The sequence below is a fragment of the Sphingomonas sp. GW822-FHT03G08 genome (assembly GCF_058801135.1).
In genome coordinates this window covers 924,544-940,822 of sequence record NZ_JBXAMZ010000001.1, presented here as the reverse complement: position 1 = coordinate 940,822, position 16,279 = coordinate 924,544, and the positions used below count along the sequence as shown (strand labels likewise).

The following is a 16,279-nucleotide window of genomic DNA, read 5'->3' as shown; positions in this document are numbered from 1 at the left end:
GTGGAGACAGTGGCGGCGCCACGTCGCGCGGCTATGTCACCGCGCGCCCGAAATTGTCGCAAATATTTGCAGGTTCAGGCGAGCGCGTGCGCCTCGATCCCGGCGAGCCTGAGGAAGCTGGCCAGCATCGCATGGCCATGCTCGGTGGCGATGCTCTCGGGATGGAACTGCACGCTGTGGATCGGCAGCTCCCTGTGCCGGAAGCCCATGACATGCCCGTCGTCCGAGGTGGCGTTGACCACCAGCTCCTCCGGAATGTCGGTGACGATCAGCGAGTGGTAGCGGGTGGCGGTGAAGGGGGAGGGGAGGGATTCGAACAGGCCGGTGCCGTCATGCGTAACCGGGCTGGTCTTGCCGTGCATCAGGCCTCCGCGGACCACCGAGCCACCGAAATGCTGGCCGATCGCCTGGTGGCCGAGGCAAACGCCCAGAAGCGGTTTGCCGAGATCGGCGCAGGCGGCGACCAGGTCGAGGCTGATCCCCGCTTCATTGGGCGTGCAGGGCCCCGGCGAGATCAGGAACGCCTGCGCATTGCTGGCAACGGCGTCGCGCGCGGTGAGCGCGTCGTTGCGCACCACCTGCACGTCGGTGCCCAGCTCCATCAGATAGTGGACGAGGTTCCAGGTGAAGCTGTCGTAATTGTCGATGACGAGGATCATGATGCCTGCGCTACTGCTTCTGGAGCGCCACGACAATCGGCCCGATGGGCACGCCGCCGTCGAGGCGATCCGATACGGGATCCCAGAGCCGCGAGACGGCGCCGTCGAGATAGAGGGCGTCGGGCGCGGCGAGCTTGTCGCGGAACAGCCGGGCGAAGCGGCCGAACGACACCGGCTCGTTGCTGATCGCGAACCAGGCGCTGCCGTTCAGCCCCACACCGACGGCGTTGCGGATGGTCAGCGACGTGCCGTTCTCCGCCAGCTTCGGATGGAGCTGGCCGTTGATCAGCAGCATCGGCCCCGACTGGGTGGCGAAGCGGACGTGATCGGGCTTGTTCGCGGCGAAATCATCGGTGGTGGCAACATGCCAGCCCTTGGCATCGCCCCAGAACACGCCGTTGGGCTGCATGTGGAAATTGCCGGGGCCGGGGCGGCGGTTGAGCGGCTTCTGCTCGGCACCGTCCTCGACATAATAGCCGATCGGCAGGCCGGCGGCGTCGAACATGCCGGCGTTCATCGCGAAGGCGATGCGCGGATAGCGATCGCCGAGGCGCGGCTGGAGGCCGGTGAAGTCGCGCATCGGGCGGCCGTCGGCACCCTTGTCGACCAGCAGCACGTCATGCTTCTGCGGATCGGCGCGGCAGACGGTGAAGCTGGTGCCCTCGAAGCTGATCTTGCGGCAGGCATCATCAACGCGTCCGCTGGAAGCGCAGGCAGTCAGCGTCAGGAAGGCGCCGGCAACGGCGATCGGCCGGATCATGCGTGCCACTTAGGATGAAATCGCGTTCAGGCAAGCCATGCGCGTGCCTTGGGCTTGCCACAGTGCGGCGGCACGTCCAGCGGCGAGGGGCGTTGTTACGCCAGAAGGAGTGTTCATGATCGTTCGTTTGCTCGCCGCCGCCGCGCTGCTCGCGACGCCTGCCATCGCGCAGGATGCCAAGCAGTCGTCGCAGGACAATCAGGGGCCGCCCAAGCGGGTCCGCAGCGTGCTGCTCTATGGGCAGGAGCAGTGCCCCAAGCCGCAGAGCGAGGAAGAGATCGTGGTCTGCGCGAATGGCGGCGAATCGCCCTATCGCATCCCCAAGGAATTCCGGAACCAACCGAAGAACGACGCGGCGTCGCAGGCCTGGACCAACCGGGTCGAGATGGTCGAGGACGTGAACCGCGCCGGGCTGCCGAACAGCTGCTCGCCGGTGGGCACCGGTGGCCAGACCGGCTGCACCCGCGCCGCGATCCGTCAGTGGTACCAGGAACGGCTGGAGCAGAAGGCCAAGAACGCCGCGATTCCTTGAGGCCCTTATTCCTCCCCCAGCGAGCTGGGGGAGGATTTTAGAAGTTACTGCCCGAAGCCCGCTTCGCCGGCCTGCTTTACCGCTTCGCGTGCCGCCGCGAACAGCGCGCCGGCCTTGGCCTCGCATTCGCGCTGTTCATAAGTCGGGTCCGAATCGGCGACGATGCCGGCGCCGGCCTGGACGTGCATCATGCCGTCCTTCACCAGCGCCGTGCGCAATACGATGCAGCTGTCCATCGAGCCGTCGGGCGAGAAATAGCCGACGCCGCCGGCGTATGGCCCACGCGTTTCGGGCTCGAGCTCGGCGATGATCTCGCAGGCGCGGACCTTGGGCGCACCGCTGACCGTGCCCGCCGGGAAGCCGGCGAACAGCGCGTCGAGCGCGTCCTTGCCCGGTGCCAGCCTGCCGACCACGTTCGATACGATGTGCATGACGTGGCTGTAGAACTCGACCGTGTAGCTGTCGGTCACCTTGACCGTGCCCGCGTCCGCGACCCGGCCGACATCGTTGCGGCCGAGATCCAGCAGCATGAGGTGCTCGGCGCATTCCTTGGGATCGGCGAGCAGGCTGGCGCGGTTCTCCTCGTCCTCGGCGGCGGTCTTGCCGCGCGGACGAGTGCCGGCGATCGGTCGGATGGTCACTTCATTGTCGCGCACCCGCACCAGGATCTCGGGGCTCGAGCCGGTCAGCGCGAAGCCCGGCAGGTCGAGATGGTAGAGGAAGGGCGAGGGGTTGATTCGCCGCAGCGCGCGGTAAAGCTCGAACGGCGGCAGCGCGAACGGCGTGGTGAAGCGCTGGGCGAGCACCACCTGGAAGATGTCGCCGGCGGAGATGTATTCCTTCGCCGCGGCGACCATCTCGCCATAGCGGCCCGGGCGCAGCACCGGGGTGAGCTGGACTTCCTCCGGCTCGGCGCGGACCGGGGCGGGCAGGGGCGCGCTGGCGAGCTGCGCGGCAACGGTCTCGATCCGCTCGGCCGACAGGTCGACATCGCCGTCCGGCCAGACCGGCGCGACGAGGAAGAGCGCATCGGCGAGGCGATCGAACACCAGCACCACCGTCGGGCGAACGAACATCATGTCCGGCACGCCGATCGGGTTCTCGGGCGGGCGGGGCAGCTTCTCGACCAGCCCGACCGTCTCATAGCTGAAATAGCCGACCAGGCAGGCGAGCGCTTTGGGCAGCTCGGGCGGCACTTCGGTGCGGCAGCGCGCGGCGAGCGCGCGCAGCGCGTCGAGCGCGGGCTCGGCGCAGGGCTTGAAGGCGTCCCGGTTGGTCAGCCATTCCGGATTGATCGCCGCTTCGTTGCCGGTGGCGCGGAAGACCAGGTCGGGTGCGAGCCCGATCAGGCTGTGGCGCCCGCGGACCGAGCCGCCCTCGACCGATTCCAGCAGGAAATCGCCGCGGCCCGGCTCGATCAGCTTGAGCGCGGCGGCAACCGGAGTCTCGGTATCCGCGATCTGGCGCCGCCAGAGCAGCGCCGGCCGTCCTGCGGCCAGCGCCGCGCGGGCGGCTTCGATCCCCTCGATGCCCTGCGGCACGCCCTTAACGGACGCCCTGGCGGGTCAGGTCCGCGCGGAGGCGGGCGATCGCCGCTTCGTTGCGGGTGATCTTCAGGTCATTGCGGATCGCGCGGATGAACTCGCGGGCATATTCCGCCGGGATCTGCTGCTGCAGACCGCTGCGCATGTTCGCCATCGCCATCGGATCGCCCGAGGCATCATGCGGCTCCACCTTGTCGAGGAGCACGACGTAGAAGCCCTTGCGATCGGGCGCTTCGAGCAGGCGGGCCTTTTTCGGCTGCATGCTGAAGGCCATCTTGATGAACTGTTCCTTGTCCGCGATGTCCTTGCGCTGGAAGTCGAACGGCTTGGGCGGCGGACCCTTGGCGCCGGCGTCCGCAAGCGCCTTGTCCATCGGCACGCCCTTGTTGAGCGCGGCGACCACGGCATTGGCGGCGACCTTGGCCTTCTCCAGAGCCTTGTCGACCAGATAGTCGGTCTTCACCTTATCGCGAATGCTGGCGAGCGGGCGCGGCGCGGCCGGCACGATCCGGTCGAGCTTGACGATCGCGAAGCCGCCTTCCGGCGAGACCTGGGCGATCTGGATGTCGTCGTCCGGGTTCTCGAAGGTGAAACCGCTGCGCATGATCGCCACCATCGCGGGATCGGGCTTATAGGCTTCATTCTCCGGATCGGTGCCGCCGGCGGCGAGCGCCGGCGTGACCTGCGCGGTCAGCTTGGCATCGCCGAGCAGCTCGGCGAAGTTCTTGCCGTCGCCGACGCCGTCCTCGATCTTCTGGCGGAGATCGGCCAGCGCCTGCGCGGTCTTGCGCTGGGTGACTTCCGAGGCGAGCTCGTCATGCGCCTGGGCGAGCGACTTGGCGGCGATCTTCTCGATCTTCTCGACGACCAGGATGTGCCAGCCGAGCTGCGACTTGACCGGGCCGACCAGCGCGCCCTGCGCAGCGGCAAAGGCGGTGTTGGCGATCTCGGCAGTGGTCTGGCGCGCGAGCTCGGGCTTCTCGATGCCTTCGAAATTGGTCGCGTCGAGGCCGGCGGCCTTCGCGGCGTCGGCCAGCGGCTTGCCGCCCTTCACTTCGGCGGCGACCTTGTCGGCGGTCGCCTTGTCGAGCACGACGAGCTGGCGCACGCCGCGCTTCTCGGCGGCGGCATAGCGGGCGCCGGCCTTCTTGTAGGCGTCGGCGATCTCGGCTTCGGTCGCGGTCTGCTGGGCGCGGATCTGGTCCGGCATCACCACGGCGTAGCGCACGATGCGGCGCTGCGGCACGAGGTAGCGGGCGCGGTGGCTGACATAATAGGCGTTCAGCGCCTTGTCGTCCGGATCGGCGCCCGGATCCATCTGGGCGGTGTTGATCATGCCGACCACGCCGGCGCGGCGCTCCAGCAGCAGCGAGGCATAGGGCGCGACGACGCCGTTCGGCACGTCGGTGCCGATGGTGGCGCGGTTGACCAGCCAGTTGCCGTAGCGCTCGCGGATCATGCTGTCGCGGAACAGCGCCGGGGCGAGGCGATTGTCGGCGAGCAGCTTCTCGAAGGTCTGCTGGCTGAACTTGCCGTCGATGCCGGCGAAGGCCGGGTTGCTGGCGATCTCGGTGTCGATCAGCTTCTTCGACACCGACATGCCCGACTTGCGGCCGAATTCGACCAGCGCGGCCTGGTTGATCATCTCGTCGATCGCGATGTCGAGACCGCCCTGGGCGAGGAACTGCTCCATCGTCACCGTCTGGCCCTGCTGCTGCAGGTTGCGGATGAAGCGCTCGATCCGGTCCTTCACTTCGGTGTCGGAGATCTTCTCGCCGCCCACCGTGGCCAGCGTGCTGCTCGTCGCGCCACCACCGTTGCGGATGCCGGTGATGTCGCCGGCCGCGAAGGCGATGGCGATCAGGCCGAGGAACAGGAACACCGCAATCAGGCCGTAGCGCGACTTGGTGAAATTGCGGAAGAAGCTGAGCATGAAGTGCCGATCGTTGGAATGGTTTGCGGGTGCTTTAGGGCGGCCCGGCGCAGCCGACAAGCTTGTGCGAACGCCGCCGCCTGCTATCCGCGAACGAAATAAACAAAATTGGAGGTTGGGGTGATGCGGCGCAAGCTGGTGGCGGGTAACTGGAAAATGCACGGGCTGCGGGCGCAGCTGCCGGAGGTCGAGGCGATTGCTTCTGCTGCTGCGGCGAATCCGTCGGTCGATGCCGCGCTCTGCCTGCCCTTTACGCTGATCCATCCCGCCGCCCAGGTGGCGGGCAGCCTGCCGATCGGCGCGCAGGACCTGCACGAGGCCGACAAGGGGGCACATACCGGCTGCATCTCGGCACCGATGCTGGTGGAGGAGGGGGCGACCCTGACCATCGTCGGCCATAGCGAGCGTCGCGGCGACCAGCACGAGACCAGCCACGACGCCTATATGAAGGCTGCCGCCGCGCACCGGCACGGGCTCAAGGTGATCCTGTGCTGCGGCGAGCTCGAGGCCGAGCGTGCCGCCGGCCGCGCCGAGCGAATCGTCCAGTCGCAGATCGAGAAGTCGCTGCCCGACGATGCCGATCCGAGCTGGCTGACCGTCGCCTATGAGCCGCGCTGGGCGATCGGCACCGGCAAGACGCCGACAGCCGACGAGATCGCATCGATGCATGCGATCATCCGTGCCAAGCTGCGCATGATGATCGGCGACGCCAAGGCCGACGGCATCCAGATTCTCTATGGCGGGTCGGTGACCGGCGCGAATGCCGCGCAGATCCTGGCGCTCGACAATGTCGATGGCGCGCTGGTCGGCGGGGCCAGCCTGACGGCGGAGAAGTTCGTGCCGATCATCGAGGCGGCGGCTTCGGTTTCGTGACTGTTTGCTCCCTGCTTCCCCGGTGAAAGCCGGGGAGCTGCCTGGGTGAATTTCAGTCTGCGGGGCGACCCAACGTAAGGAACGCCGTGACGCCCGACAGCGCGGCAGCCGCTGCCCCGACCAGCGCGCCCATGTGGAAGGCGCTGACCAGTCCCGTGCCGGCCGATGCGATCACCGCGCCGGCGATGGCGGTGGCGATCAGGCCGCCGGTGCGGGCGATCGCGCTGTTGAAGCCTGAGGCGGTGCCGGTGTGCGTGTCGTCGACCGAGGCGAGCACCGCGGTGGTCAGCGGCGCGGCGACGCTGGCCATGCCGATCGCGATGGCGAGCGCGCCGGGGAAGACCGAGGTCCAATAGGGCGCATCCTCGTCGACCAGCAGGAGCAGCGCGAAGCCGATCGCGACGATCATCGGCCCGATGGTGAGCGGCCAGCGCGGGCCTACCCGGGCGGTGATCCGTCCCATGATGCGGCTGGCGATTCCCATGCCGAGCGGCATCGGCAGCAACGCGAAACCGGCGTGCAGCGCCGAATAGCCGCCCGCCTCGATCAGCACATAGGGCAGGAGCAGCAGCACCCCGCCCAGCGCGCCATAGAGCAGGAAGGTGAGCAGGGTGAGCCCGGCAAAGGCGCGCGAGCCGAACATTGCCACAGGCATCATCGCACGGTCGCCGCGATGATGCTCGACCCAGAGGAACAGGCCGATCGCTGCCAGCCCGGCGGCCAGCCCGATCGCGACGGTGGTGTCGATCGCGTGGTGGCTCGACCAGAGGGTCAGCGCCCAGGTCAGCGCGCCGAGCGCGAGCGTTGCGGTGAAGGCGCCGGGCAGGTCGAGCGGCAAGTCGCCTTCCGCGCTTTCCTCGACATAGAAGAGCGCGATGCCGATCGCCGCGAGTGCCACCGGCACGTTGACGTAGAAGATCGCGCGCCAGCCGATCATGTCGACCAGCCAGCCGCCGAGCGGTGGCCCCACCGCGCCCGCGATCGCGCCGACGCCCGCCCAGGTGCCGATCGCCTTGCCGCGCGCCTCGCCGGTAAAGGCATGGCCCAGCGTGGCGAGGCTGTTGGGCAGCAGGATCGCCGCGCCGATGCCCTGCAACGCGCGGGCGGCGAGCAGCAGCGTCAGGTCGGCGGCGACGGCGCAGGCGAGCGAGGCGATGGTGAACAGCGCGATGCCGAGCACCAGCAGCTTGCGTCGTCCGAAATGATCGCCCGCCGCGCCGCCGATCAGCAGCAGCGCCGAGAGCGGCAGCATGTACGCGTTGATCGTCCATTGCAGCTCGGCCGGGGTGGCGTGCAGGTCGGCGCCGATCGCCGGCAGCGCGACATTGGTCACCGATCCGTCGATGAACGCGAGGCTCGACGCCAGGATGCAGGCGGTGAGGGTAAGGTTCGGGTGCCGGGCCTGCATGACACCGCTCTAGCAGAGCCGGCCGCGGTCCGGGAGGGTGGGCGAACGGATAGGGTGCATCCGCCCTGGGGCTAAGGTAATATACTGAAATTACGCAAATCTTCCGCCGCCCGCAGGGATTGGCTTGCTATATATGGATATGCCGAGGCTCTCGCTTCCCGCCTGGCCTGTCGATGCCGATCGGAATCAGATGATTCTGGTCGAGCAGTTCCGTGCGCTGCGGCGGCAGGTGCCGCTGATGTACCTGATGATGTTCGCGGACTCCGCGTTCCTCGCCTTCACGGCCTATGACACGGTGAGCCCCTGGTGGAGCCTGGGCATGCCGGCGCTGCTGGCCGTGCTCTCGGCAGTGCGCGCGGCGTTCTGGCTCAAGCGCCGCGGCGATATTCCGCGGCCGGAGCTGATCCCCAATTATCTGCGCGGCACGATCCTTGTCGCGGCGACGCTGAGCTTTGCCTTTGGCGGGTGGGGGCTGCTGCTCTACGCGGAGGGCGACCTGATGCGCCGTGCGTGCATCGCGCTCTACATCTTCATCGGTGCGATAAGTTGTTGTTACTGCCTGCAGTCGGTGCCGCGCGCCGGCCAGGCGGTGCTGCTGTGCGGTGCCGCGCCGGTGACGTTCTGCCTGATCCTGTCGCCCGACTGGTCGCTGCGCGGGCTGGGCTTCAACATCCTGGTGGCCAGCTTCGTGGCGGTGCGGATGATGCGCACCAGCCATGCGGGTTTCGTCGAGATGCTCGCCTCGCGCTCGCACATGGCCGCCGAACAGGCACGCGCCCAGGGTGCCGAGCAACGGGCGCACCAGCTCGCCTATCACGACCCGCTGACCGGCCTGCCCAATCGCCGTGCGCTCGCCGAGGCGCTCGAGCGGCGGATGGCGCCCGACGGCAGCGGCGCATCGCTGGGGCTGCTGATCATCGATCTCGACCGGTTCAAGTCGATCAACGACGTGCACGGCCATCCCGCCGGCGACCAGCTGCTGCGCGACGTCGCCGCCCGCGTCAGCGCCGTGGTGGGCGAGGAGGGCGTGAGCTATCGCCTGGGGGGCGACGAGTTCGCCGTGATCCTCGACGGTGACGGCGAAGGCGCGCGGCGCATTGCCCATGCCATCGTCAACGCGGTGATGAAGCCCTTCGCCGGATCGGAGCTGGTCCATCATATCGGCGCCAGCGTGGGCATCTCGCTCTATCCGCAGGACGCGCTCGACCTCGACACGCTGATGCGCAAGGCGGACATCGCGCTCTACAAGGCCAAGCATAGCGGGCGGAGCCAGCATTGCGCGTTCGAGCCGATGCTCGACGCCGAGATCCGCCGCCGTGCCGAGATCGAGCGCGAGATGCGCGAGGCGATGAAGACCGATGCGTTCGTGCCCTATTACCAGGCGATCGTCTGCCTCAAGAGCCACGAAGTTGTCGGCTATGAGCTGCTCGCGCGCTGGCGGCGTGCGGAGGGCGAGGAGATCGGCCCCGAGCAGTTCATCCCCATCGCCGAGGAATGCGGGCTGATCGACACGCTGATGCTGCGCCTGCTCCGCCGTGCCTGCCGCGAGACGCGTGACTGGCAGGTGCCGATCTCGATCAACGTCTCGCCGACCCAGCTCAAGGATCCGTGGTTCAGCCAGAAGCTGCTCGGCGTGCTGATCCGCGAACGTTTCCCGGCGCGGCGCCTGACGGTGGAGATCACCGAGAATGCGCTGATCGTCGATGCCGGGAGTGCGCAGGACGCGATCGCCTCGCTGCGCAACCAGGGCATCCAGCTGGCGCTCGACGATTTCGGCACCGGCTATTCCTCGCTCCAGCACCTCCAGATGCTGCCCTTCGACCGGCTCAAGATCGACCGTTCCTTCGTCGCCGCGATGGGCCGCGATCCCCAGGCGATGCGGCTGGTGCTGGCGATCGTCACTCTGGCCAACACGCTGGAACTGCCGGTGGTGGCGGAGGGCATCGAGAATGCGGCAACCGCCGAGGCGCTGGCCCGGCTCGGCTGCGCGATGGGGCAGGGCTTCCATTTCGGCCATCCGATGCCGGTGGAAGGGATCGCGGCGGTCGGCGGCGGAGTCGCGGCCTGAGGCTTTGCGTGAAAGCGCAATTCTTCGTGCTGAGCTTGTTTCAGCATCCAGGCAGCCGCGCGGGATATCGCTCGTGGAGAGTTGGACCCTGAAACAAGTTCAGGGTGACGGGAATACTGGAAGGCATCTCGGGCTTTTCCCCGAGAGTTGTGCACGTATCACCTTCCCTTTTTTGAAGGGGTTGGCGTAGCATCGCCGGGCTCACGGGAGGGTTCGATGCCGCTTCTCGCCTGGTTTGCCTGCCTGCTCGCTCTGATCGCCACGCCGGTTGCCGCCAGTACGCTGGAGCGCGGCACGATCGACGCCGCCAGCCTTCGCGGCAATGCCGCCGGTTTACCGAGCGCGCGGGGCGTCACCGTCTATCTGCCCGACAGCTACGCCGCCGACCCGACACGGCGTTTCCCGGTGCTCTATTACCTGACGAGTTTCTTCGAGGACGACCGTGCGCCCTGGGCGAACAATGGTGCGCAGGCGCTGCTCGACCGGGCGATCGACAGGAAGGTGGTCGGGCCGGCGATCGTGGTGACGATCGACTGCACCACCCCCGTCGGAGGATCCTGGTACGTCAACTCGCCGGTGACCGGGAATTGGGAGGACCTTGTCAGCCGCGAACTCGTCGCCTGGGTCGATGGGCGGTACCGGACGCTGGCCTCGCGGGATTCACGCGGCATTGCGGGCGACCGGATGGGCGGGCACGGCGCGATCCGGCTGGCGATGCGGCATCCGGAAGTTTTCGGCGCGGTCTATGCGCTGCACCCGATCGGCATGGGACCGGGCGTGCAGACGATGTTCTCGCGGCCCAACTGGCAACTGTTGCAGGATGCCAGGCGGATCGAGGACCTGCGCAGCGACGGCTTCTCGCTGATCTTCACTTCGATCTTCCAGGCGCATCTGCCCAACGCCACGCGCGCGCCGCTGTTTTTCGATCCGCCGGCGCGGCTGGCCGAGGGGCGGCTGGCGGTCGATCCGGCGCTTACCGAGAAGCTCAACGCCAGCTTCTTCCTCGATCGCCAGGTCGCGGCGCATGCGGGCAATCTCAAGCGCCTGCGCGGCTTCATGTTCGACTGGGCGCGGGGCGACTCCAACCCCGACCATATCGTTTCGCTCCTGGCCTTCACCCGGACGCTGGACAGTTTCGGCGTGCCCTATGAGGCGGAGGAATATCGCGGCGGCTGGGGCGAGCGCCACTGGGGCGAAGACGGGCGCATCTATTCGGAGATGCTGCCGTTCTTTGCGCGGACGCTGGTGTTCTAACGTTACTCCCCTCCCTGGAAGGGACGGGCCGGGGGTGGGTGGATGCGCGCGATACGAAGAGGCCCGGCGACACGGCATTCGTATCGCCAGGCCTCTACCCACCCCGCAGCAGGTGAACCGCGTCCCACGCGGTTCAGGCCATGCCGGGGGCATGGCCGACCTGCAGCGCCCCTCCCTTCCAGGGAGGGGAAGCCAAGACTTACTTCGCGTAGCGGTCCTTCAGCACCTTCCACACGGCGCGCAGGCTCACCGCCTCGGCGCCCTTGGGGCGGCCGGGCTTGTGGCTGCCGTTCCAGCAGAAGATGTCGAGATGCGCCCACTGCGCCTTCTCGGGCACGAATTCCTTGAGGAACAGCGCCGCGGTCAGCGCGCCGCCGAACGGGGCCTCGGCCGCGTTGACCATGTCGGCCACGTCGGACTTCAGCATCTCCTTGTACGGATCGTAGAGCGGCAGGCGCCACATCGGATCCGCTTCGGTCTCGGCCGCGGCCATCAACTCGCTCGCCAGCGTGTCGTCATTGGCGAACAGCGCCTGGAGGTCGGCACCCAGCGCGACACGGGCGGCGCCGGTGAGCGTGGCATAGTCGATCACCAGCTCGGGGGTCTTCTCCTCGGCCTTGGTCAGCGCGTCCGCCAGGATCAGGCGACCCTCGGCGTCGGTGTTGCTGTTCTCGACCGTGATGCCCTTGCGCGAGCGCATGATGTCGCCCGGGCGGGTGGCTTCGCCGTTGATCGAGTTCTCGACCGCGGGGACGAGCATGTGCAGCCGCACCGGCAGACGCGACGACATGATGAGCTCGGCGGTGGCCAGCGCGTGCGCGGCGCCACCCATGTCCTTCTTCATCAGGCGCATGCCCGAGGCCGGCTTGATGTCGAGGCCGCCCGAATCGAAGCAGACGCCCTTGCCGATGATCGCGACCTTGGGATGCTCGGGATTGCCCCATTCGATCTCGATCAGGCGCGGCTCGCGGCCCTTGCCGGCGGCCTTGCCGACTGCCCAGAGCAGGCCATAGCCCTTCTCGACTTCGTCGCCCTTCACGACGCTGAGCTGGCCGCCATAGGCCTTGACCAGATCAGCGGCCGCGGCCTCGAGATCGGCCGGGCCCATGTCGTTGGCGCCGGTGTTGATCCGGTCGCGCAGCTTGTAGGTGGCATTGGCGATGCGAACCGCTTCCTCGATCCGCGCGACATCGGTGGTCAGCAGCACGCGCGCGCCGGTCGGCGCCTTCTCGTCCTTCTTGTAGGTGTCGAACTTGTACTGGGCGACGAGCCAGCCATGGATCGCCTTGCCGGGCTCGACGCCCTCGACGCGGTACGCGCCCTCGGGCAGCGTCTCGGCGAGCTTGGCGAGGCACCAGGGCGACAGCTTCTCGGCATTTGCGACGACCGTCACCACCGACCAGTCCTCGGGCCCGTCGCCCGGCAGGATCGCGCTCGAATAGGCGCTGGGTGCCAGCTTCTGCGCGGCGGCCGCAGTGCGGTGGCGCGGCGGCTGGGCGTTGAGCCAGGCATCGAAACCCTTGGCGTCGATCACATGGATGGTGCGGGCGGACTGGCCCTTGTCGGGCTGAACGAGCGTGTTGGGATCAGGCATGTGCATTGATCTAGGTAATGGGGGCGGCGAGGGCTAGCCCCTTCGCGGCACATGAATTTTCGTTCATGAAGGAACCGTCTCGTTTCGCAACCGGTTTCCCGAAGGTCCGCAAGCACCTCCCGGGAGAGACCGATGACCGACACCCGCTATGAAGGGGAACGCATCCCCTATCTCGAGCCGGTGGAGGAGGCGCCCCGACCGCGCTGGAGCATCGCCGCCATCATCGTCGGTGCGCTGCTCGTCCTGATCGGCCTGCCGATCGCTGCAGGCGGCGCGTACCTGATGACGCTGGGCGGCTCCCTCTACTACCTGATCGCCGGCGCGCTGATGACCTGGTCGGGCGTGTTGCTGATCCGCGGGCGGATGAGTGGCGGCTGGATCTATCTCGCGCTCGTTGTCGCGACGATCCTGTGGGCGTGGTGGGAAGTCGGCGCCAATCCCTGGGCGCAGGTGCCGCGCGTCATCGCGCCGGTTGTGCTCGCCATTCCCGTGATCCTGATCCTGCCGACGCTGACCCGCTCGGCCGGCCGCTGGCGGCTGGCGCTGGGCGGGGTGGTCGTCGCGCTGGTGCTGACCGGCATCAACTTCTGGGTGGCGATCGCCGGCCAGCCCAACCCGGTGCTCGCCGCGCTGCCCGCGCCGGGCACCGCGGAAATGCTCGATCCCTCGGGCCAGCAGACCGGCGCCGACTGGCCCGTCTATGGCGGCACCGCCAGCGCGCGCCGCTACTCGCCGCTCGTCCAGATCACCCCGGCCAATGTCTCGAAGCTCAGGCAGGTGTGGCTGACGCATACGGGTGACCTGCCCAAGTCCGAGATGATCCTGAAGACCTATGGCGCGGAGAACACCCCGCTCAAGGTGGGCGACAGCCTCTATATCTGCACGCCGAAGAACATCCTGCTGGCGCTCGATGCGGCCACGGGCATGGAGAAATGGCGCTACGATCCCAAGGTGCCGGATTCGGCGATCCCCTACACCGCGGCCTGCCGTGGCGTGGTCTATTATGCGGTGCCGAACGCACCGACGAACCAGGCCTGCGCCACCCGGATCATCGAGGGGACGCTCGATGCCCGGCTGGTCGCGGTCGATGCCAGAAATGGCCGGCCCTGCGCCGATTTCGGCACCAATGGCCAGATCGATGCCAAGCAGGGCATGGGCAAGGTTCCCGACGGCTTCGTCTCGATCAACTCGCCGCCCACCCTGGTGCGCGGCGTGCTGGTCACCGGGCATCAGGTGCTCGACGGGCAGGACCGGTGGGCGCCCTCGGGCGTGATCCAGGGCTTCGACGCGGTCACCGGCAAGCTGCGCTGGGCCTGGGACATGATGCACCCGAGCTGGAACGGCGCCCCGCCGGCCGGCCAGGAATGGGCGCGCGGCACGCCGAACATGTGGACGCTGGCGAGCGGCGACGAGCAGCTCGGGCTGGTCTATCTGCCGATGGGCAATGCCGCGGCCGATTATTACTCGTCGCTGCGCCGGCCCGAGGAGAATTTCTACGCAACCTCGCTGGTCGCCCTCGACGTGACCACCGGCAAGCCGAAATGGCGCTTCCAGGCGGTCCGCAACGATGTGTGGGACTATGATTTCGGCGCGCAGGCGACCCTCGTCGATTACAAGGGCGCGCCGGCGCTGGTGCTGCCGTCCAAGCAGGGCGACATCTACATCCTCGATCGCCGCACCGGCCAGCCGCTCACGCCTGTAGGCGAGATGAAGGTGCCGGGCGGCGGCGTCGAGCCGCAGCAGCGCGCCGCCACCCAGCGCGTTTCGCTCTGGCATACGCTGCGCAAGCCCGACCTGACCGAGCGCGACATGTGGGGCATGTCGCCGATCGACCAGCTGCTCTGCCGCATCCAGTTCCGCCGGGCGAGCTACAAGGGCTTCTTCACCCCGCCCGAGGCCGATCGCCGTTCGATTGAGTATCCCGGCTACAATGGCGGTACCGATTGGGGTGGCGTCGCGGTCGATCCGCAGCGTGGGGTGATCGTCGCCAACTATAACGACATGCCGAACTATGTGCGGCTCGTGCCGCGCGCCGAGGCGGACAGGAAGGGCTGGGCGCCGCGTGACCAGGCGCGCGGCCAGATCGGCGGCAACGAAGGCGCGGGCGATCCGCAAGCGCACACCCCCTATGCGATCGACGTCAATGCCGGCTGGCGCAACAAGTTCTGGCCGTTCGACGGGCCCAAGTCGGAGGGCACCGGCATGCTCTGCAAGCAGCCGCCCTATGGCGGGATCCGCGCGATCGACATGGCGACGGGCAAGACGATCTGGGACCGCCCGCTCGGCGAAGCGCGGACCAACGGGCCGTTCGGCATCCCCTCGCATTTGCCGATCACCATCGGCACGCCCAACAATGGCGGCTCGGTGGTCACCGCGGGCGGCCTGATCTTCGTTGCGGCGGCGACCGACAATCTGATCCGCGCGATCGACCTCAAGACCGGCAAGACTTTGTGGAAGGCAGTGCTCCCCGCCGGCGGCCAGGCGACGCCGATCACCTACGAGGCGAACGGGAAACAGTATCTGGTGATCTACGCCGGCGGGCATCACTTCATGGAGACGCCGGTGGGGGACGAGGTGGTGGCGTATGCATTGCCGTGAATAGCTTCGTCATGCTGAACTTGTTTCAGCATCCAACCCTCCACCAGCGAGACGGCCCGTGGAGGGTTGGACCCTGAAACAAGTTCAGGGTGACGGCGGAAGTGGGCGGGGTTGGGAGCGTCGCAACTTAGGCCACGGTCAGGCGGCCTGCCCCTTCACATAATCGATGAACGCCCTGAGCGGCGCCGGCACTAGCCGCCGTCCCGGATAGTATAGGAACGGCCCGGGGAAGCTCTCCCACCAATCTTCGAGCACCGGGACCAGCGCGCCGCTGGCGAAGCTCGGTTTCAGCCAGTCCTCGAACAGGCAGACGATCCCGCCATCTGACGCAGCCACGTCGAGCAGCAGGTCGATCGCGCTGCCGACGGTGACGATCAGCGCGGGTGGCGGCTCGACCACCAGGATCTCGCCGTCGCGCTCGAACTCCCAGGGAATCAGTCGCCCGCTCTCGAAGCGGCCACGCAGGCAGCGGTGCTCGAGCAGGTCACGCGGATGCACGGGCGTGCCGTGCGCGGCGAGATAGGAGGGGGAGGCGGCCGCCGCGAAGCGCTGGACGCGCGGGCCGATCGGCACCGCGATCATGTCCTGCTCCAGCCGCTCGTCATAGCGGATGCCGGCGTCGCAGCCCGCCGCGAGCAGGTCGACGAAATTGTCCTGCGCGACGATCTCGACCTGGATCTCGGGATAGGCGGCGATGAAGCCGGGCAGGATCGCCGGCAGCACGATCCGCGCCGCACCGATAGGCACGTTGAGCTTGAGCGTGCCGGCGGGCCGATCGCGGAAGATGTTGACCACGTCGAGCGCCGCTTCGACTTCGCCAAGCGCCGGGGCCAGTCGCTCGATCAGCCGAGCGCCTGCCTCGGTTGGCGCGACGCTGCGGGTGGTGCGGTTGAGCAGGCGTACGCCCAGCCGCGCCTCGAGCCGCCGCACCGCCTCGCTGAGTCCAGAGGCGCTGGCGCCGGTTGCGCGGGCGGCATCGCGGAAGCCGCCGGCCCGGGCGACGGATAGAAAGGCGTTCAATTCGCCGAGGTCGAGATCCATTGTTCGAAATTCCGC

General features: G+C 67.9%; 12 protein-coding genes. 5 read left to right on the top strand and 7 right to left on the bottom strand.

The features are described from left to right. Window positions 1-74: 74 nt before the first annotated feature. Window positions 75-659, bottom strand: a complete 585-nt coding sequence (locus AC1RJ5_RS04075) for an anthranilate synthase component II (RefSeq protein ID WP_493111851.1) — start codon at window positions 657-659, stop codon at window positions 75-77. A gap of 10 nt (window positions 660-669) precedes the next feature. Further along, window positions 670-1,419: a phosphodiester glycosidase family protein gene (locus AC1RJ5_RS04070; protein WP_342250055.1), complete on the bottom strand. Its 750-nt coding sequence runs from the start codon at window positions 1,417-1,419 to the stop codon at window positions 670-672. 115 nt (window positions 1,420-1,534) lie between these two features. Here AC1RJ5_RS04070 and AC1RJ5_RS04065 point away from each other — a divergent pair, with 115 nt between their 5' ends. Continuing rightward, window positions 1,535-1,951 (top strand): hypothetical protein, encoded by a 417-nt coding sequence (locus tag AC1RJ5_RS04065; protein WP_269574991.1) that lies wholly within the window; start codon window positions 1,535-1,537, stop codon window positions 1,949-1,951. A gap of 44 nt (window positions 1,952-1,995) precedes the next feature. On the opposite strand, the gene trpE is transcribed toward AC1RJ5_RS04065, so the two are convergent. Beyond that, window positions 1,996-3,480, bottom strand: coding sequence for an anthranilate synthase component I (trpE, locus tag AC1RJ5_RS04060; RefSeq protein WP_342250073.1), 1,485 nt, complete (start codon window positions 3,478-3,480; stop codon window positions 1,996-1,998). 16 nt (window positions 3,481-3,496) lie between these two features. Beyond that, window positions 3,497-5,428: a peptidylprolyl isomerase gene (locus AC1RJ5_RS04055; protein WP_493111849.1), complete on the bottom strand. Its 1,932-nt coding sequence runs from the start codon at window positions 5,426-5,428 to the stop codon at window positions 3,497-3,499. Between the two features lie 120 nt (window positions 5,429-5,548). Between AC1RJ5_RS04055 and tpiA the strand changes: the two genes are divergently transcribed. Next, complete coding sequence (gene tpiA, locus AC1RJ5_RS04050; RefSeq protein ID WP_269574993.1) at window positions 5,549-6,301, top strand: triose-phosphate isomerase; 753 nt, start codon at window positions 5,549-5,551, stop codon at window positions 6,299-6,301. Window positions 6,302-6,353: 52 nt separating this feature from the next. Here tpiA and AC1RJ5_RS04045 read toward each other — a convergent pair whose 3' ends face one another. Then, window positions 6,354-7,709 carry an MFS transporter gene (locus tag AC1RJ5_RS04045; protein ID WP_493111846.1) on the bottom strand — a complete coding sequence of 452 codons (1,356 nt, stop codon included), beginning with the start codon at window positions 7,707-7,709 and terminating at the stop codon, window positions 6,354-6,356. Between the two features lie 190 nt (window positions 7,710-7,899). Between AC1RJ5_RS04045 and AC1RJ5_RS04040 the strand changes: the two genes are divergently transcribed. Then, window positions 7,900-9,777, top strand: a complete 1,878-nt coding sequence (locus AC1RJ5_RS04040) for a putative bifunctional diguanylate cyclase/phosphodiesterase (RefSeq protein WP_342250058.1) — start codon at window positions 7,900-7,902, stop codon at window positions 9,775-9,777. 216 nt (window positions 9,778-9,993) lie between these two features. Next, window positions 9,994-11,031, top strand: coding sequence for an alpha/beta hydrolase (locus tag AC1RJ5_RS04035; protein ID WP_269574996.1), 1,038 nt, complete (start codon window positions 9,994-9,996; stop codon window positions 11,029-11,031). 199 nt (window positions 11,032-11,230) lie between these two features. Here AC1RJ5_RS04035 and AC1RJ5_RS04030 read toward each other — a convergent pair whose 3' ends face one another. Next, window positions 11,231-12,625 (bottom strand): leucyl aminopeptidase family protein, encoded by a 1,395-nt coding sequence (locus tag AC1RJ5_RS04030; protein ID WP_342250060.1) that lies wholly within the window; start codon window positions 12,623-12,625, stop codon window positions 11,231-11,233. A 180-nt stretch (window positions 12,626-12,805) separates the two neighbouring features. Here AC1RJ5_RS04030 and AC1RJ5_RS04025 point away from each other — a divergent pair, with 180 nt between their 5' ends. Further along, window positions 12,806-15,223, top strand: coding sequence for a membrane-bound PQQ-dependent dehydrogenase, glucose/quinate/shikimate family (locus AC1RJ5_RS04025; RefSeq protein WP_493114634.1), 2,418 nt, complete (start codon window positions 12,806-12,808; stop codon window positions 15,221-15,223). A gap of 138 nt (window positions 15,224-15,361) precedes the next feature. Here the strand turns inward: AC1RJ5_RS04025 and AC1RJ5_RS04020 are convergent, their stop codons facing one another. Then, the gene (locus tag AC1RJ5_RS04020; RefSeq protein ID WP_493111843.1) at window positions 15,362-16,264 is read right to left on the bottom strand and encodes a LysR family transcriptional regulator; all 903 of its coding nucleotides are present in this window, start codon (window positions 16,262-16,264) and stop codon (window positions 15,362-15,364) included. Between the last annotated feature and the right edge of the window lie 15 nt (window positions 16,265-16,279).